The 18,134-nt window shown below is 68.9% G+C and carries 16 protein-coding genes and 1 tRNA gene; 9 read left to right on the top strand and 8 right to left on the bottom strand.

The annotated features are described in order from the left end of the window. Positions 1-4 precede the first annotated feature (4 nt). Positions 5-1,090, bottom strand: coding sequence for an ABC transporter substrate-binding protein (locus PQ455_RS09455; protein WP_273685827.1), 1,086 nt, complete (start codon positions 1,088-1,090; stop codon positions 5-7). 97 nt (positions 1,091-1,187) lie between these two features. Between PQ455_RS09455 and PQ455_RS09450 the strand changes: the two genes are divergently transcribed. Then, positions 1,188-1,853 carry a response regulator gene (locus tag PQ455_RS09450; protein WP_273685826.1) on the top strand — a complete coding sequence of 222 codons (666 nt, stop codon included), beginning with the start codon at positions 1,188-1,190 and terminating at the stop codon, positions 1,851-1,853. Continuing rightward, the gene (locus tag PQ455_RS09445) at positions 1,843-3,249 is read left to right on the top strand and encodes a sensor histidine kinase (RefSeq protein ID WP_273685825.1); all 1,407 of its coding nucleotides are present in this window, start codon (positions 1,843-1,845) and stop codon (positions 3,247-3,249) included. Before PQ455_RS09450 ends, PQ455_RS09445 begins: the two co-directional genes overlap by 11 nt. Here the strand turns inward: PQ455_RS09445 and PQ455_RS09440 are convergent. Then, positions 3,246-4,469, bottom strand: coding sequence for a threonine synthase (locus PQ455_RS09440; protein ID WP_273685824.1), 1,224 nt, complete (start codon positions 4,467-4,469; stop codon positions 3,246-3,248). The genes PQ455_RS09445 and PQ455_RS09440 overlap by 4 nt on opposite strands. A 45-nt stretch (positions 4,470-4,514) precedes the next feature. Next, positions 4,515-5,468: a serine O-acetyltransferase EpsC gene (gene epsC, locus PQ455_RS09435; RefSeq protein WP_273685823.1), complete on the bottom strand. Its 954-nt coding sequence runs from the start codon at positions 5,466-5,468 to the stop codon at positions 4,515-4,517. 162 nt (positions 5,469-5,630) lie between these two features. On the opposite strand from epsC, the gene PQ455_RS09430 reads away from it, so the two are divergent. The 4 genes from PQ455_RS09430 to PQ455_RS09415 all read left to right on the top strand — a co-directional run bounded on the left by PQ455_RS09430 (position 5,631) and on the right by PQ455_RS09415 (position 9,918). Further along, on the top strand, positions 5,631-6,902 hold the full coding sequence (locus PQ455_RS09430; protein ID WP_273685822.1) for an acyltransferase family protein: 1,272 nt from the start codon (positions 5,631-5,633) through the stop codon (positions 6,900-6,902). A gap of 112 nt (positions 6,903-7,014) precedes the next feature. After that, positions 7,015-7,536 carry a sigma-70 family RNA polymerase sigma factor gene (locus PQ455_RS09425; protein WP_273685821.1) on the top strand — a complete coding sequence of 174 codons (522 nt, stop codon included), beginning with the start codon at positions 7,015-7,017 and terminating at the stop codon, positions 7,534-7,536. Further along, positions 7,526-8,287, top strand: coding sequence for an anti-sigma factor family protein (locus tag PQ455_RS09420; RefSeq protein WP_273685820.1), 762 nt, complete (start codon positions 7,526-7,528; stop codon positions 8,285-8,287). Before PQ455_RS09425 ends, PQ455_RS09420 begins: the two co-directional genes overlap by 11 nt. Positions 8,288-8,295: 8 nt before the next feature. After that, positions 8,296-9,918: an FAD-dependent oxidoreductase gene (locus tag PQ455_RS09415; protein WP_273685819.1), complete on the top strand. Its 1,623-nt coding sequence runs from the start codon at positions 8,296-8,298 to the stop codon at positions 9,916-9,918. A 48-nt stretch (positions 9,919-9,966) separates the two neighbouring features. Here the strand turns inward: PQ455_RS09415 and PQ455_RS09410 are convergent, their stop codons facing one another. Beyond that, positions 9,967-11,415, bottom strand: a complete 1,449-nt coding sequence (locus tag PQ455_RS09410) for an AMP nucleosidase (protein WP_420542866.1) — start codon at positions 11,413-11,415, stop codon at positions 9,967-9,969. Between the two features lie 22 nt (positions 11,416-11,437). After that, positions 11,438-11,920 (bottom strand): peroxiredoxin, encoded by a 483-nt coding sequence (locus PQ455_RS09405; RefSeq protein ID WP_273685817.1) that lies wholly within the window; start codon positions 11,918-11,920, stop codon positions 11,438-11,440. 198 nt (positions 11,921-12,118) lie between these two features. Here PQ455_RS09405 and PQ455_RS09400 point away from each other — a divergent pair, with 198 nt between their 5' ends. Beyond that, complete coding sequence (locus PQ455_RS09400) at positions 12,119-12,652, top strand: biotin transporter BioY (RefSeq protein WP_273685816.1); 534 nt, start codon at positions 12,119-12,121, stop codon at positions 12,650-12,652. A gap of 51 nt (positions 12,653-12,703) precedes the next feature. Here PQ455_RS09400 and PQ455_RS09395 read toward each other — a convergent pair whose 3' ends face one another. Continuing rightward, complete coding sequence (locus PQ455_RS09395; protein ID WP_273685815.1) at positions 12,704-13,615, bottom strand: DUF2171 domain-containing protein; 912 nt, start codon at positions 13,613-13,615, stop codon at positions 12,704-12,706. Between the two features lie 248 nt (positions 13,616-13,863). Between PQ455_RS09395 and PQ455_RS09390 the strand changes: the two genes are divergently transcribed. Together PQ455_RS09390 and PQ455_RS09385 are read left to right on the top strand one after the other, a co-directional pair. Beyond that, positions 13,864-13,939 (top strand) — tRNA-Ala (locus PQ455_RS09390). A 154-nt stretch (positions 13,940-14,093) separates the two neighbouring features. Continuing rightward, entirely contained in the window at positions 14,094-14,588 is a 495-nt protein-coding gene (locus PQ455_RS09385) for a nuclear transport factor 2 family protein (RefSeq protein ID WP_273685814.1), read from the top strand. Between the two features lie 30 nt (positions 14,589-14,618). On the opposite strand, the gene PQ455_RS09380 is transcribed toward PQ455_RS09385, so the two are convergent. Both PQ455_RS09380 and pepN read right to left on the bottom strand, forming a co-directional pair. Beyond that, the gene (locus tag PQ455_RS09380; RefSeq protein WP_273685813.1) at positions 14,619-15,260 is read right to left on the bottom strand and encodes a DedA family protein; all 642 of its coding nucleotides are present in this window, start codon (positions 15,258-15,260) and stop codon (positions 14,619-14,621) included. Between the two features lie 205 nt (positions 15,261-15,465). Further along, on the bottom strand, positions 15,466-18,060 hold the full coding sequence (gene pepN, locus PQ455_RS09375; protein ID WP_273685812.1) for an aminopeptidase N: 2,595 nt from the start codon (positions 18,058-18,060) through the stop codon (positions 15,466-15,468). Positions 18,061-18,134: the final 74 nt, after the last annotated feature.

Raw genomic sequence — 18,134 nt, 5'->3', positions numbered from 1 at the left:
GACTTCACGGGTGGGACGCTCCTTGAGCTAGGGCCTGATTCCACCGCGCCAGGAAACGCTGGCGAGTGATGCGATCGAGATTGACGAGCAGTTGCGGGCCGACGCGGATCGGCCGCGCGACGGCGGGGGGCAGTCGCTTGGCGGGCACGTCGGTCCGCACCGGCCACAGGCTCTGGCGCGCCAGCATCGCCTGGCCGCGTCGCGAGAGCAGGAAATCGAGGAACAGCTTGGCGCTCGCGGCGTGGCGGGCGTCGCGCGCGATGAAGGCGATGCGCGACGTGACCAGAGTATAATCGCGCGGAAACACCACGCCGAGGCGCGGATCGGCCGCCGCCCGCTTCAACGCATAGGAGCCGATGACGTTATAGGCGATCGTCGCTTGGCCTTCGGCGATGGCGCGCAGCATCGGCTCGGTGGTCAGCGCCAGCTTCGGCCGGGTCGCCGCGATCGCCTCCACCAGCGAGGCGGTGTCGCGCGTGATCGCATAATCCTGCGACAGATAGAGATAGCCGACGTTCGACCGCGCCGGATCGAAGGTGACGACCCGCCCGGCCAGCGCCTTGCCCTGCGCCCGCAGATATTCCTCCAGCGCCTGATGGCTGTGCGGCACCTGGGCGGGCGGCAGCAGCCGGCGGTTGTAGGCGAAGGCGATCGGCTCGGCGGTGACGCCATAGCCCATGTTCTTCCACACCGCGAGCGGAGGCAGGCCGGGCTTCTCCGGGCTGGCATAGGCCTGCGCATAGCCATCGTTGATGAGCTTGACCTGCAGGTCCATCGCCGAGGACCAGACGAGATCGGCCGAGGGCTTGCCCGCCTTCGTCTCCGCGACGAAGCGGCGGAACATTTCGGTCGAGCCGATATCCGAATATTGGACCCGGATGCCGGGATAGGCCGTGCGGAAGGCGGCGACGATCGGCGCCAGCTCGGCCTGATCGGCATTGGCATAGATGCTGAGCGCGCCCTCCGCCTGCGCATCGGCGATCAGCGCGTCATAGGATCGGGGGTAGCCCGCCGGGCGATCGGCCGCCGACGCCGCCGTCGCGGCGCCGATCAGCAGGCTGGTGCAGATATACCGAAATAGATGGTTCATCAGGGTCCCCTCGCTTTCCGACTCTCCGTTCGGTTAAAGCATCGAGGGTGAGCTACCCGATCAAGCTGTCACCAACCTTTCACACGAAAGGGCCGCCATGCGCATCCTGATCGTCGAGGATGACGCGCCGCTGGCGCGCAGCATCGTCGCTTTGCTGCGCAACGCCGGCCATGCGGTGGATCATGTCGCGCGCGGCGGCGACGTCGCCGACATCACCGCCGAGGAGCCCTATGCGCTCGTCATCCTCGATGTCGGCCTGCCCGACGTGGATGGCTTCACCGTGCTCGAACGCCTGCGCCGGCGCGGTGATCGGGTGCCGGTGCTGATGCTCACGGCGCGCGACGCGCTCGACGATCGGGTGCGCGGGCTCGATCTCGGCGCCGACGATTATCTCCGCAAGCCGTTCGATCCCGAGGAACTGGAGGCCCGCGTGCGCGCCCTCGGCCGGCGGCGCGGCGGCGATCCGGTGCCGGAACTGCGCGTCGGCAGCCTCGTCATCCACCGCTCGACCGGCCAGGTCGAGGTGGCGGGCCGCCCGATCGACCTGCGCCGCCGCGAGCGCGCCGTGCTGGACGCGCTCGCCACCCGCGCCGGGCAGATCGTGCCGCGCGATCTGCTCCAGTCCGAGGTGTTCGGCTTCGACGAGCCGGTCGGCCCCAATGCGATCGAGGTGAACGTCACCCGCCTGCGCGCCAAGCTCGCGCCCGACGGGCCGGAGATCCGCACCGTGCGCGGCGTCGGTTACCTGCTCGATGCCGGCTGAGGTGGTGGGGCCGCCCCGGCGCGCCATCGCGCTCAGGACGCGCCTCCTCGTCGCGATGCTCGGGCCGCTGCTGGCGGCCGCCGTGGCGCTCGGGATCATCGGCACCACGCTGATCGCCGATGTCGTGCGGCGCACCAACGATCGCGTGCTGGGCGGCGCGCTGGGCGCCATCGCCGAAACGGTGCAGGTCGAACGTGGCGAGGTAACGCTCGATCTGCCCCCCGCCGCCTTCGGGATGCTGGAGAACAGCGAGCGCGACAATGTCTATTACCGCATCGCCGTCGGCCCCGAATTGCTCACCGGCTATGCCGATCTGCCCGCGCCGCGCCTCACGGAACTGACCCCCGATCAGCCGCGCTTCCGCTTTTCCACCTATCGCGACCAGCCGATCCGCATCGCCGAGGTGAAGCGCGTGCTGCCGCGCATCGCCGCCCCCGTGATCGTGCAGGTCGCCGAGACGCTCGACAACCGATCCGAACTGCGCTGGCGCCTGATCGCCGCGCTGCTGACCGGCGAGGTGCTGCTGGTGGGCATCGCGCTGGCGCTGATCCGCCCCGCGCTCGGCTGGAGCCTGCGCCCGCTCGCCCGGCTGCGGATCGCCGTCGAACGGCGGGATTCGCTCGCCACGCCCGATCTGTCGCCACTGCCGACCGCCGATCTGCCCGGCGAATTGCAGCCGCTGGCCACCGCCTTCAACCACCTTCTCCACCGGCTCGATCAGGCCACCAGCGGCATGCGCCGCTTCACCGCCGACGCCTCGCACCAGATGCGCACGCCGCTGTCGGTGCTGAAGGTGCAGATCGCGCTGGCGCGGCGCGGTTCCTCGGCGGCGCTGGTCGAGATCGCCGATGCGGTCGACCGGCTGGAACGGCTGCTCACCCAGTTGCTGGCGCTCGCCCGCGCCGAGGAAACCGGCACCGCGCCCCGTCTGGAGACCGTCGATCTGCGCGAGGTCGCCACCGCCGTCATCTCGCGCCACATCCATCAGGCGATCCAGGCGCGCATCGAACTCCACCTCGACGCAGCCGACGACGATCGCGGTTTCCCGGTGTCGGCGCACCGCACTCTGGTGTTCGAGATGCTGTCGAACATCGTCGACAACGGCATCCGCTACAATCGCGCGGGCGGCACCGTCACCATCTCCCTGTCCCACGATCGCGACGCGACCCTGCTGAGCGTCGCGGACGACGGCCCCGGCATACCCGCCGAAGACCATGTCCGCGTCTTCGACCGCTTCGTGCGGCTGGGCGACCGCAGCGACGGCAGCGGCTTGGGTCTGGCCATCGTCCGCTCCGCCGCCTCCCGCGTGGGCGCGACGGTCGATCTGGCGGACGCCGGGCCGGGGCTAAGGGTGGATGTGCGGTTTTCCGCGTCTGGGCGTGAGGCGCTACCTTAAAGCGAGGCCAGGTCGATCGCGCCGTGCCGGTCGAGCGTGTCGGTGGCCGGCGGCATCGGATATTTCAGGCCGGTGGCGCAGTTGAACAGCACCGTCCGCTCTTCGGGATCGACCAGTCCGTCCACGATCGCCTGACGATAGGCGGCCAGCGTCGCCCCGCCCTCCGGGCAGAGCAGCAGCCCGTCGCGGCGGGCGGCGTCGTCCACCGCCGCGAGGATGGCGGGGTCGCCGACGGCGAGCGCCCGGCCGCCCGATTCCCGCACCGCGCGCAGGATCAGGAAGTCGCCCACCGCGCGTGGCACGCGGATGCCGGCGGCGACGGTCGCGGCATTGTCCCACCGCTCGGCATGCTCCTCGCCCGCCTCATAAGCGCGCACGATCGGGGCGCAGCCGGCGGCCTGGACAGCATACATGCGCGGCCGCTTCGATCCGATCCAGCCGAGCCGTTCCAGCTCGTCGAACGCCTTCCACATGCCGATCAGGCCGGTGCCGCCGCCGGTGGGGTAGAAGATCGCGTCGGGCAGCTCCCAGCCGAATTGCGCGGCCAGTTCCAGCCCCATCGTCTTCTTGCCCTCGATCCGATACGGCTCCTTCAGGGTCGAGAAATCGAACCACAGCCCCTCGGCGGCGCCGCGCCCGACGATCGCGCCGCAATCGTCGATCTGGCCGTTGACGCGATAGACGCGCGCGCCCTGCGCGGCGATCTCGCGCACGTTCACCTCGGGCGTTTCTTCCGGGCACAGCACGATCGTCTCGATCCCGCAGCGCGCGGCATAGGCCGCCAGCGCCGCGCCGGCATTGCCGTTGGTGGGCATGGCGATGCGGGTGACGCCCAGTTCACGCGCCATCGCCACCGCCATCACCAGCCCGCGCGCCTTGAACGATCCGGTCGGCAGGCGCCCCTCGTCCTTCACGATCGCGCCCGGCCCGCCGGAGAGCGGGATCGGCACGAGCGGTGTCTCGATCTCGCCCAGCGATACGATATTCGCGGTGCGCCGCACCGGCAGCAGCTCGCGCCAGCGCCACAGATCGGTCGGCCGCGCCGCGATCGCGTCGCGCGAGACCGCCTGGCCGAGCGCTTCGAGATCGTAGCGCACCAGCAAGGGTCGCCCGGCTTTCGAAAGGCCATGAAGCCGGTCGGCCTCATAGCGTTCGCCCGTCAGCGAACATTCGAGATGGGTGACGAAGGTGGGGCGATCGGCGTGGATATTCTCGTTCATGGCCCTGCCTTAGCGGCTCGAACGCGGCCCGGCCATGGCGAGGGTTCAGCCGGCGTCGCGGGGCAGGGGGGTGATGCGCGGCGCCGCCAGCTCGACCAGACTGTCCGCCGGCACGTCCTGCCGCAGCCAGACACTCCCGCCGATCCGCGCGCGGTCGCCGGTCGTCACCCGGCCGACGATGCTGGTGTTGACGTGGATCACCACGTCGTCGCCGACGATCGGGTGGCGCGGCCCGCTGCCCTTGCGCTCGGCCAGATCGGGATCGCCGCCCAGCGTCACGCCCTGATAGAGCCGCACCCGATCGCCCAGGATCGCGGTCTCGCCGATCACCACGCCGGTGCCGTGATCGATGAATAAGGCGCGGCCGATCCGCGTGGCGGGATGGATGTCCACGCCGGTCCCGGCATGGGCGATCTCGCCGACGATCCGCGCGACCAGCGGCGCGCCCAGTTCGTGCAGCACATGGGCGATGCGGTGGTGCAGGATCGCGGCGAAGGGCGTGTAGGCGATCAGCACCTCGTCCACGCTGCGCGCGGCGGGATCGTTGGCGTAGGCGGCGGCGACATCCTCGTCCAGCGCCCGCCGGATCGCGGGCAGCCGCCCGGCGAAGCGGCCGATCACCGCATTGGCGCGCGTGGCGATCGCCCTGCCGTCGCCGGCCTCGTCCGCATATTGGAACTCCAGCCCGATCTGCGCGGCGAGCCGCGACAGGGTCGATTCCAGCGTCGCGGCGACGGAGGCGTTTTCGTTGCCGGGCGTGAGCTGCGGCGGGCCGAGGCGCAGCGGGAACAGCGCCACGCCAAGCTCGCGCGCGATCCGCTTCAGCGACTGTCGCGAGGGGAAATGCACGCCCCGCTCGGCATGGCGATCATGGCTCTCCCGCCACGCCCCGCGCGCGGCCTGGAGGCGATCGACGACGGCGTCGATCTCGTCGGGGAAGGCGATACGGTCATCTGTCGCGCCTTGCGCGCCGCCCGCCTGCGATACCGTCCCGATCATCCGTGCCCTCGCTCGTTTTCCGGGCGAGAGGCTTGGGGCGCCACCGAAGCGACGAAAGCAATTAAAGTCTACCATGCAAGTAGATTTAATTGGAAGGCACGACGCTGGTCGGTCTTGGCTTCGCGATGCTTGCCTCCATCCAGCGTCGGTGGCGATGCCACGGTGTCGCTGCCGCCACCATGGCTCCCGTGCTGCGGCAGGGGCGGATCGTCGGGTCCGCATTCAGTGGGGCAGTCCCACTTCAATTGCGCCAAATCCATATTCTATGTAATTAATGCATGCGGGCGATGGGATGGGGTGAGGCGAATGGCGTCAGCAAATGGGCGTCGGACGGGGCTGGAAAAGCCGCTTGATCCGGATCCTGCGGTAAGTGATCCGAACGGTGCCGCGCTGGTGCCGCCCATGATGCTGAAAGGGGTGGACACGCTTCGCTTCGTGGCGGCCGCCTGGGTCGCTGTCGCTCATGGGGCCTTGGCGCCCTTCATCGATGCGGCGACGCGCGTTGGCGGGCCAGTCGCGCTCCTGGGCAAGATCGTGACCGGCTCCGTCAGCGGCGGCGCCGCGGTCGCCATGTTCTTCGTTCTGTCGGGCCTCTGCATCCATTATCCGAACGTCGGCAAGGATCGGCTCGACTGGCGCCGCTTTCTGGTGAAGCGCATGGTGAGGATCGTGCCGCCCCTGGTCGCGGCCATGCTGCTCGCCAACCTGCTGGGGCCGGCCTATCGCGCCTTCTTCGATCTGGCGCTGTGGAGCATCTATTGCGAGATCGCTTATTATCTCGCCTATCCGATCGTCTTTCCGTTTCTCGATCGCCGGCCGATCACGGCGCTGGCCATGTCGTTCGGGCTTGCGATCGCGATTGCCGCCGCCAAACCCACCGCTCTCGCGCCCTGGGAATTCGGTCCCCTGACCTGGCTGGTGTTTGCCCATCTGTGGCTGGCCGGCGCCTTGGTCGCCGATCGTATCCGTCGCCGGGGGATCGGCGCGCCGCCATCGGTCATGATCTTGATGATGTGGCGCGGCGGCGCGGTCCTGTTGTCGGCTTTCACCACGGTGGCGACCTTTCACCTGCCGGTGAAGATCGGGGCCTGCTGGACCTTCCTGCCTATGGCGGTCTTCGCGCTGGGCTGGCTGCCGCGTGAACTGGCTTCCTACATGGCCCGTCCACCATTGCGCGCGCTCGAGAGGGCGGGGCTGGCCGGCTATTCCAGCTATCTGATGCACACGATCGCGCTGGTCGGCAGCAAGATGCTTCTCGCGGGTTCCCTTTCCGTCTGGGCGTTGCCGTTGCCGGCCATATTGATCGTCGCCGCCTCGTTCCTGTTCTACATCGGCATCGAGAGGCCGTTCCACCGCCTTGCCCAATGGCTCGGCAAGAGGGTGCCGGCGCGAACGACATGGTCTCTTGCCGTGGGGCATGCCGCCGAAGCCTGAATGCTCCGCTTCCGGCAGGCAGGAACGCTACATATTTGGAGTTTGTCGATCCATTTCGCCTTTTTGTCGCACCATCATGGAATAAAATCCGGCTTCGCGCGTCTGTGCCTGTGTGAATGATCGTGCTTCCTTCGACGTTTCCGGCCATCTGCCCGCGATGCGCCGCTATGCCCGCGCGCTCACCCGCGACGGGGTCGAGGCGGACGATCTGGTGCAGCAGGCGCTGCTCAAGGCGATCGAGGGGCGGGGGAGTTTCCGGCCCGGCGGGTCGCTCAAATCCTGGCTGCTCGCCATTGTCCACAATCAGTTTATCAGCGCGCGGCGGCGCGCGGCGGTCGAGACGCGGCATCGCAATTCCCTCGACGGGCAGGATCATGTGCATGACGCGGGCGAGGAACAGCGCCTGTATCTGCAAGACGTCTGGCGCCGCTTCGCCACTTTGCCAGAGGCGCAGCGCGCCGCCATCCACCTCGTCGCGATCGAGGGGCTGACCTATCAGGAGGCGGCCGACACGCTCGGCCTGCCGATCGGCACGATCATGTCGCGCCTTTCCCGCGCCCGCGCCGCGTTGCGCGAGCCGGCGGCCGCCGCCGATCCCGCCCTGCGGCTGGTGGGAGGGCGCGATGCCGGCTGATCCCGTCAGCGAGATCGAGATCCTCGCTTATGTCGATGGGGAGCTGGACCTCGGCCGGCGGCTCGCGGTCGAGCAGCATCTGGCGGCCTGCCCACGCGCGGCGGCGCGGGTGATGGCCGATCTCGGCGCGCAGACCGCGCTGCGGCTGGCGCAACCCGCCTTCGATCCGCGCGAGGCCGGGCTGGCCGATGCGGCGGCGCGGCTCAGCGCGATGCTCGCCCGGCCGCCGCGCGCGCCCATGCCCTTCTTCTCGCGCCGCCGCGCGGGCGTCGCCGCCGTCACCGTGGCGGGCTTGGCGACGGTCGTGGCCTTCGTACCCAAGGGCGCCACCGCCAGCCCGCCGGCCTATGTGTCGAGCGCGGTGATGGCGTTCCAGACCGGGCTGATCCGGGCCGGCATGCATTCGCAGCGCGCCGACGCGACCTTCGATCCGGCCGACGTGCAGCGCAGCACCAACATCCGCGTGCCGACCCTGCCCGATGGCTGGCAGGTGACCGACGTGCAGCTGATCCCGTCGGACGAAGGGCCGGCGTTGCAGATCATGGTTCACACGTCCGACGCGCGCGTCGTCTCCATCTTCGCGGTGCGCAGCAGCGTCACCGCGCCCGCCAAGCCCATTGCCACCCGCTATGGCGGCGCCTCGGTCGCCTATTGGCGCCATGGAGAGATGGCCTACGCCCTCACCGGCCTCGACGCGCCCGACGCGCTCGATCTGGCCGCGGAGGATCTTGCCGACAACCGCCTGAGCTGAGTGCCCTTATGCATATCGATCTGAACGAAGCGACCCCCGGCACCCTCGGCGCGGATGTCGCCGTCATCGGCGCGGGCGCCGCGGGCATCACCATGGTGCGCCGCCTGCTGGCGCAGGGCCTGTCGGTGGTGCTGCTGGAAAGCGGCGGCGTGGATTACGAGCCCGAGACGGCCGACCTGAACGACGGCCCGATCATGGGCGAGGATTATTACGAGCTGCGCGACGCCCGGCTGCGCTTCTTCGGCGGCACCACCGCCATCTGGGGCGGGCGCTGCGCCGAACTGGCGCCGATCGACTTCCAGAAGCGCGCCTGGGTGCCCCATTCGGGCTGGCCGATCACCCACGCCGATGTCGCGCCTTATTATGCCGAGGCGCGCGCCGCCTTCGGGCTGGACCGGATCGCGCCGACTGCCGCCCTGCTCGACGGCATCCTCCCCGATTTCTCGCCGCGCGAACTGGCCGTGCCGATGTGGTCGTTCGACGCGATGTTTGATCGCTTCTCGTTCAGCCGATCGACCGACCTGGTCGATCATGATCGCTGCACCGTCGTCACCCACGCCACCGTGCGCGAGATCGTCGCCGCGCCCTCGGCCGAGGGGGTCGATCGGCTGGCGGTGACGAGCCTGTCGGGCAATGCGCTGGAGGTGCGGGCGCGTCGCTATGTGCTGGCGGCGGGCGGGATCGAAAATCCCCGGCTGCTGCTCGCCTCGCGATCGGTGCGGCCGCGCGGGCTGGGCAATGATCGCGATCAGGTCGGCCGCTATTTCATGGAGCATCCCCATGCGCGCGGCGGCCGGGTGGTCGATGGCGGGGCGTGGGCTTTGCTCGCCGCCTTCCAGAAGCGCGAGGTGACCGGCCGCACGATCGCGCCGCTGCTGACGCCCTCGGCCGGGTTGCAAGCGCGCGAGGGGCTGCTCAACACCTCGCTCACTATCGCCGGCCGCCGCCCCGCGCACGGGCGCGAGGCGCTGCTGATGCGGGCCTATCAGCGTGCCAAGCACAAGAGCGCGCCGACCCGGACGGGGCGGACGATGTGGAAGGCGACCAAACAGATCGTCGGCCGCGCGCAGCGGCTGGTCGATCCGCTGCGGCCGTGGGTGCTGAACCGGCTGGGCCAACTCGATGTCGCGCTGATCGTGCGGGCCGAGCAGGCGCCCAACCCCGACAGCCGCGTCACGCTGGCGGGCGACAGCGACGCGCTGGGCGTGCCCCGCGCCGCGCTCGACTGGCGGATGAGCGAACTCGACGTGACGAGCGTGGCCGGGCTGGTCGCGGCGCTGGGGCGCGAGACCGAACGGCTCGGCCTCGGCCGGGTCGAGCCGGCGGCGTGGCTCTCCGATCCCGCGCGCCAGTGGCGCAGCGATCCGCTCATCAGCGTCCACGCGCTCGGCGGCTACCACCATGTCGGCACCACCCGCATGTCGGACGATCCCCGCACCGGCGTGACGGATCGCGAGGGCCGGGTGCATGGCATCGACAATCTGTACGTCGCGGGCAGCTCGCTCTTTCCAACCTCCGGCTGGGCCAACCCGACCCTCACGATCGCCGCGCTGGCGCTGCGCCAGGCCGACCGGATCGCGGCGACGCTGGCGGGCGAGGATGCCGCCCGGCGGACGCAGCGGGCGGCGTAGGAACACCCTTGCCGGGCTCCTGCCTGCGCAGGCAGGAGCCCGGAGATCCTACCGGAACGGCGGCTCGTTAAACGCCCGCAGCTTGCGGCTGTGGAGCTGGTCGCCGGCCAGTTTCAGCTCGTCGATCGCGGCGATGCCGATGCGCAGATGCTCGGCGATTGCGCGTTCGTAGAAACGGTTGGCTTGGCCCGGCAGCTTGATCTCGCCATGGATCGGCTTGTCGGACACGCACAGCAACGTGCCGTATGGCACGCGGAAGCGATAGCCCTGCGCCGCCAGGGTCGCCGATTCCATGTCGATCGCCACCGCGCGGCTCTGGCTGAAGCGGAGCGACGAGCGGGTCGAGCGGAGTTCCCAATTGCGGTCGTCGGTCGTCACCACCGTGCCGGTGCGCATCCGCGTCTTGAGCTGGTCGCGGCCCTCGCCCGAGATGATCTCGGCCGCGCGCTGGAGCGCCACCTGCACCTCGGCGATCGCCGGCACCGGGATTTCCGGCGGCAGGACGTCGTCCAGCACATGATCGTCGCGCAGATAGGCGTGGGCCAGCACATAGTCGCCGATGCGCTGGGTGGGGCGCAGGCCGCCGCAATGGCCGATCATCAGCCACGCCTCGGGGCGGGTGACGGCGAGGTGATCGGTGATCGTCTTGGCGTTGGACGGGCCAACGCCGATGTTGACGAGGGTGATGCCGGAACCATCCTCGGCGACGAGGTGATAGGCGGGCATCTGGTGGCGGCGCCACGCGCTGTCGGCGATGGCGGCGTCCGGGTCCGGGTCGCCCGGCCGGATCTCGACCCCGCCCGAGCCCGAGAGCATGGTGTAGGGGCCGCCTTCCTTCAGCTGCCCGCACGCCCAGCGCACGAATTCGTCGACGTAGCGATGGTAGTTGGTGAACAGGATATATTTCTGCACATGCTGCGAGGGCGTGCCGGTATAGTGACGCAGCCGCGCGAGGCTGAAATCGACGCGCGCTGCGTTGAACAACGCCAGCGGGCGCGGCTCGCCGGGCGCCGAGAGCCACAGGCCGTCGGCCAGCTCGTCGCCGATATGCTCCAGATTGGTCGAGGGGAAGATGCGCGCCAGCTCGATCGCGGCGGCACCCGTCAGATCGACATTGTGGCCGGCATCGAGGACGTAGGGGTAGGGAATCTCCTCGTCGGACAGCCCGATCTCGACCGTGGCGCCGAAATCCTCGATCAGCAGGTCGAGCTGTTCGGCCAGATAGGCGCGCACCATGCCCGGCTGCGTCACGCTGACCGAATAATCGCCCGGCGTGTTGAGCCGGCCGTAGGCGCGGCCGAGCGGGCCGGGGGTGGCCTTGCCGTCATAATGCAGCTTGATCTGCGGGTAGGCGAAGGCGCCCGAGGCGCGCGCGTCGGGATCGGGCAGTTCGCCCCGCTCGATATAGGCCGCGAGCGCGGTGCGCAGATTCTGGACGGAAGCGCGGTACAGCGTATCCAGTTCGTCGACGATCTTCAGGCTCTTGGCGCTGGGCACGGTCTTGGTCTCCAAGGCGGCCTCAGAGCTGGCCGAGCAGGTGATCGGCCGAGCTGACCTCGAAGCTGCCCGGCGCCTCGACGTTGAGCAGTTCGACCACCCCGTCGTTGGCCACCAGCGAGAAACGCTGGCCGCGCGTGCCCATGCCGAAGCCGGAGCCGTCCATGGTGAGGCCCAGCGCCTTCACGAAATCGCCATTGCCGTCGGCCAGCATCGTAACCTCGTCGCCCACGCCCGAGGCCTTGGCCCAGGCGCCCAGCACGAAGGCGTCGTTGACGGCGGTGCAGGCGATCGTGTCGATGCCCTTGGCCTTCAGCGCGGCGGCCTTCTCGACGAAGCCCGGCAGATGCTTGGCCGAGCAGGTCGGCGTGAACGCGCCCGGCACCGAGAAGAGCGCGACCTTGCGGCCCTTGAAGACGTCCGCGCCGGCGATCTTGTTCGGCCCCGCGTCGGTCATCGTGACGAAGGTCGCATCCGGAAGCGTGTCGCCCACCTTGATCGCCATCGTCTCGTCTCCCTCGCTTGATCTGGTCGCCGGTTCCTATCCGCTTTGCGGCGATCCGCAAGGGGCGGGGGCGCTATCCGCAAGTGGTCCTCCCTGCGTCGTTCCGAACGGGAGGGCACATGTATCGTCGAATTCGGCGATGACGGCGTGATTATGACTATGTCGCGCTTTCCGCCGCAGGGACGGCTATGGGATGCCATGCTCTTCCCCTTGAGCGCCTCGACAGGTTTTCGCACCACAGGCATCGCGCTGGTCGCCGGCATCGGGGCGCTCGGCCTCGCGTCGCGGATCGCCATCCCGATGGTGCCCGTTCCGATCACCGGGCAAACCCTCGTCGTCACCCTGATCGGCGCGCTTTACGGCCCGCGCCTCGGCATGTTCACGGTCGTCGCATGGCTGATCGCCGCGGCGCTGGGCCTGCCGCTGCTGGCGGAGGGCGCCTCGGGGATCGCCCGCTTCACCGGAGCCACAGGGGGGTATCTGATCGCCTTCCCCTTCGCCGCCGGCCTCGTCGGCTACCTCGCCCGACATGGCCATTGCGCGCGATCTGGTCCCGCCTTCGCGGTGATGCTCGCCGGCAACGCCGTATGCCTCGCCATCGGCACCGTCTGGCTTGCGGGTCAGAAAGGCGCGGGGATCGCGATCCAGGCCGGCCTGCTGCCCTTCGTTCCCGGCGCGATCATCAAATCGGCGCTCGCCGCGCTGATCGCCAGCCGCCTGATCCGCCCATAGGAAAGGGGCCGACCCGTCGCCGGGCCGGCCCCTTCATCACTCCACGCGACCTCAATAGGTGCTGGAGGGCGTCCGGTTGCGGCTGCCGGCGCCGCTGCGGTTCCAGAAGTCGCCGGCGTTGCGCTCCTCGTCGCGCCAGTGCGCCTTGGCCTGATCGGCGGTCTTGCTGATCGTGACCTTGTCGGCGACCGTGCTGATCCACGACGACGGGATCGAATGGTGGTGGCCGCCCGCATCCTGATCGGTCTTGGTCAGGATGATCCGGTCGCCCCGGATCTTGTCGACCGTCCCGATGTGCGCGCCATCGGAACCCACGACCTCCTGATGCTCCTGCACCTGGCCCAGCGACTGGCGTTGCGTCTGGCGTGTCGTACGCCACGAACCGAATTCGTCGTTGAAGCGGCGCTGGTTCTCGAGATGATATTCGGCGTAATCCCGATCGAGTTCTTCCATCTGCCGATCGCGCCACGACGTATAATTGGGGTCGCGGCCCCAGGTATCGCGATCGCGGCCCGCGCCGAGGCCATAGGTGCCCGTGGCGCCCGCGCCGTTGCCGGCCCCGAAGTCGCTCGTCTGGAAACCGCCGCCGAAGCCGCCTTCATAGCCGCCACCGCCGCGCCGGGCGCGATCGGCGTAATTTTCGTCGCGGCCATAACCCGAATAATAGTCGCGCGAGGCGCGGGCACGATCATCGCGATCGCGATAGCGCTCGTCAAAGCGGGCGTCATATTCGCGGCGGCGCTCGGCCTCGTCGTCGCCGAACCACGAACGGACCTCGTCACCCGCGCGATCGAAGAAGCCACGGTCCTGATAGTCGTAACCCTGCGGCTGACGGCCATAATCGCCCCGGGCGCCATAGTCGCTGCGGTAGCGATCGCGGGGCGGGCCATAGCCTCGTCCCTGCTCGCTCGACGCGCGCCAGCGGCCCTCGCCGGGATGGCGATCATTGCGTTCGTAACCCATGGAAAACTCTCCTGTTCTTATCGATACAGACAGGAACCGCGCGGGACGGCAAAGGGGGCCACCGTACCGCGCGGAACGACCCATAAAACCGGCGAGGGGGGCGGCCGGTTCCAGCGCGGGCGCCTAAAACCGGCCGGGGAGAGACGAGCCGTGGCCGCCGGCCGACCACTGCCGGATCGGGCGAAATTCAATCGCGGGAGGCCATTGCATCCGGCCATGACCGTCGCTAAAGCGCGCCTACCGGGTGCGGGGCTGTAGCTCAGATGGGAGAGCGCTGCAATCGCACTGCAGAGGCCAGCGGTTCGATTCCGCTCAGCTCCACCATTCCCGATGCGGATGGTGATCCCCGCCCGGACAAGCCTTCGCCCTCGCCGCCACGCACCATCGTGCGCCCGCATCGCCGGCCCGATGCCTTGCCCCGCCGCCTTGCCAGCCCCCTCGGCGCGCGCGACCATCCGCCCAACGAAAGGGAGGATGTATGACCGATATCCTGTTGGCCGAATATGGCATCCGCCAGCTTCACGCGCGCTTCGTGGACGCCGTGTTCCGCAAGGATGCCGAGGCGTTCGGCCAATGCTTCGCGCGGGATGCCGATTGGAAGATCGCGACGATGCACATGCATGGCCGGGACGAGATCGCCAGCACCTTCGCGCGGCTGCTCGGCGGGTGCCGCAAGGTGATGGTGATCGCCGGCACGCCGCTGCTCGATTTCGGGGCGGAGGGCGTCAGTTCGCGGCTGCATTGCACCGAGCTGGCCAAGATGATGGACGGCAGTTCGGCGCTGACGCTCGGCGTCTATTTCGATCGCTATGTCGAGGAGGATGGCGCCTGGCGTTTCGCGTGGCGCCATTGGGCGCTCCACTATCGCGGGCCGGTCGATCTGTCGCTCGATGTGGTCGATTGCCCCGATTATGGCGCGCCGCCCGAGCTGCCGGGGCCGGACGAACCGACCATCACCCGCCGCGTGCTGTAGCCGCGCCCGGCCGGCGCCGGGCGGCGGGGCTTACGCCCGCCCGGCGCGCGCCTTGCGCACCTTGTGGATCACGGCCCACACGAACAGCACGCCCAGCACCGCGACCACCGCCACATCCAGCTTGTGCCAAACGGCCTTGACGCGCGGATCGCTGTTCCACGCCTCGCCCAGCTTCATGCCGACCCAGGCCAGCCCGAAGCAGAAGGGCCAGCTGCCCAGGAAGGTGTAGATGTGGAACGGCAGCAGCCGCATACGCGCCATGCCCGCCGGAAAGGCGATGAACGATCGCACCACCGGCAGCAGCCGGCATACGAACACCGCCGCCGATCCGAACCGCTGGAAGAAGGCCTCCGCCCGATCCAGATCGTGCATGTTCAGGAAGACATATTTCCCGAACCGCGCCACCGCCGGCCGCCCGCCGCGCTTGCCGATCTCATAGGCCGGGATCGACCCGATATTGCACCCGATCGCCCCCGCCGTCGCCACGCCGATCAGGCCCAGCTGCCCGGTCGAGGCGAGATAGCCGGCGAAGGGCATGATGATCTCCGACGGCAGCGGAATGCACGCGCTCTCGATCGCCATCAGCAGCGCCACGCCGGCATAGCCGGTCGAGGAGATGACCCAGATGATGAAGCCGGCCATCGCGGCGATGATGTCTTGGATGAAGTGCATGGGGCTGAGCCATGCGGCGGCGGCGCGCGCTTGTCGAGGGGCGAAAGACGGGGGCTTTCTGCCATTGCCTTTCGGCGGGCAGGGGGAGCAGGAAGCGGGCGATCAAGCTGTTCAAAGCTGTTCCTGCGGAAGCAGGACTCCAGGGTGTCGGGGCGCGACCTCGACAAGCCCGGACTTCCGCCTCCGCAGGAACGCGGATTTGGCCTCAAACCAAGCTCTTGCTCACCTGCTCATACACGTCGCGGGAAAGATCGGGCACCGCCACGATCCGCTCCAGCTCGCTCCGCATCATCGCCGCGCGCACCGGCTCGAACCGGCGCCAGCGGCCCAGCGGCGGGACGAGGCGCGCGGCGGTCTGCGGGTTGATCTGGTCCACCGCGACGATCATCTCGCCCAGGAAGCGATAGCCGTCGCCGCCGACATCGTTGAACGCGCGCTGGTTGACCGCGAATGCGTTGACCAGCGATCGGATGCGGTTCGGGTTGGCGAGGGTGAAGTCGGGATGCGCCGCCAGCGCGCGTACCGCCGCCACCGTATCCGGCCGGGTCGATAGCGCCTGCGCCGTGAACCATTTGTCGAGAACCAGTGCATCGGCCTGATATCGCTTGTAGAAATCCGCGAGCGTCTTCTCGCGCGCCGGGGCATGGCCGTTGGCCAGCACGCCCAGCGCGCCCTGCCGGTCGGTCATGTTGTCGGCATCGATATATTGCCGCCACGCCATGTCGTCCGCGTCCTCGGCGCCGCTGACGGCGAGATAGCCGAGCGCGATCGTGCGCAGCCGCCGCGCGCCCTTGGCCGGCGGGGTATAGGCATAATGGTTGGCGGCAGTGCCGGCATAGGCACCGCGCCAGGCCTTCTCCAGCTGCGTGCCGATCTCGCGCCGCAGCCCCTCGCGCACCAGCGCGATCGCGTCGGGATCGACCACCAGCAGCTGATCGCCGACGAAGGCTTCGGAGGGCAGCAGCACGCATTCGGCGATGAACGCCTGATCGAGCGCCGGATCGGCCAGCGTCTTGGCGATCGCCTCCACCACCGGCGCATGATCGACCTGACCGGTCGCGACGCCCGCCACCAATGTATCGAGCATCAGCTGCTGCATCGCCTCGAACCGGGCGAAGGGATCGGGGTCGTTGGCCGAGAGGAAGGCGAGGTCGGTGGCGTTGCGGTTGCTCTCGATCACGACCGGGGCGGAAAAGCCGCGATTGATCGACAGCACCGGCCGCTCGGCCACGCCCTCGAACAACAATTCCGCCTGCGCGTCCTTCAGCACGACGAGCTGCTCGGCCACCACTTCCTTGCCCGAGGGTTCGCCGAGCAGCGCCAGCCGGAGCGGAATGGGCATCGGCTGCTTCGCATCCTGCCCCGGCGTCGGCGGCACCAGCTGCGACAACAGCAGCCGCGCCCGGCCGCCGGGGGCGTCATATTCCAGATCGGCGCGGATGCGCGGGGTGCCGGCCTGGCCGTACCACAGGCGGAATTGCGCCAGATCCTCGCCGGTCGCATCTTCCATCGCCGCCACGAAATCCTCGCAGGTCGCGGCCTCGCCGTCGTGGCGATCGAAATAGAGGTCGCTGCCCTGGCGGAAGCGCGCCGCGCCCAGCATCGTGTGGAGCATCCGCACGATCTCGGCGCCCTTGTTGTAGATCGTGGCGGTGTAGAAGTTGCTGATCTCGATATAGGATTCCGGGCGGATCGGGTGCGCCAGCGGCCCGGCATCCTCCGGGAACTGCGCCGCGCGCAGCATCTTCACATCCTCGATCCGCTTGACGGCGGGCGATCCCTGATCGGCCGAGAAGCCCTGATCGCGAAAGACGGTGAAGCCTTCCTTCAGCGACAGCTGGAACCAGTCACGGCAGGTGACGCGATTGCCCGACCAGTTATGGAAATATTCGTGGGCGACGACACCGGCGATGGCATCGAAATCGGCATCGGTCGCGGTATCCGGGTCGGCCAGGATGTAACGCGAATTGAAGATGTTGAGGCCCTTGTTTTCCATCGCGCCGAAATTGAAATCGGCCACCGCCACGATGTTGAAGATGGCCAGATCATATTCGCGGCCATAGACCCGCTCGTCCCACGCCATCGACGTCTTGAGCGCCTGCATCGCGTGCGCCGTCTTGGGCAGATCGGCCTCGCGCACCCAGATCGCCAGATCGACCGGGCGGCCGGATCGCGTGACGAAATGGTCGCGATTGGCGGCCAGATCGCCTGCCACCAGGGCGAAGAGGTAGCAGGGCTTGGGGAAGGGGTCGTGCCACTCGGCCCAATGCGTCCCGTCCGGCCCGTCGCCCTGCGCCACCGGATCGCCATTGGCGAGCAGCACGGGGAAGCGCGTTTTGTCGGCCGCCATCCGCACATGATAGCGGCTGAGGACGTCGGGTCGATCGGGGAAGAAGGTGATGCGGCGGAAGCCCTCGGCCTCGCACTGGGTGCAGAGCAGCCCACCCGAGGCGTAGAGGCCCATCAGCTGCGAATTGGTCTCGGGCGAGAGGCGCACCTCGGTCTCGACGACATGGGCGTCGCCGGGCAGATCGATCACCAGCACCGGCCCGTCCATCCGCCACGCATCGGCCAGCATTTCGCCATCGACCGCGATCGAGACCGGATCCAGCCCGTCGCCGTCGAGGCGAAGCGGGCGGCCGTGCGCGCCGTTGCGCGTGACGGTCAGGCGGGCCTTCACCACCGTCAGCGCCGGGTCCAGCGCGAAGTCCAGCGCGATCTCGGGCACCAGCCAGTCGGGCGCCTGATAATCGGCACGGCGGATCACGGGCGGGGTGGCGAGCGCGACATTAGCATCCATGCGCGAGGCTCTTAACGCCGCCTTTCGGGAGAGTCATCCGGGACAGGGGCCGGGGTGGAGGGAAATCAGGATGA

It is taken from the genome of Sphingomonas naphthae (assembly GCF_028607085.1).
Lineage (GTDB): Bacteria > Pseudomonadota > Alphaproteobacteria > Sphingomonadales > Sphingomonadaceae > Sphingomonas_Q > Sphingomonas_Q naphthae.
This window is presented reverse-complemented; position numbering and strand designations above follow the sequence as displayed.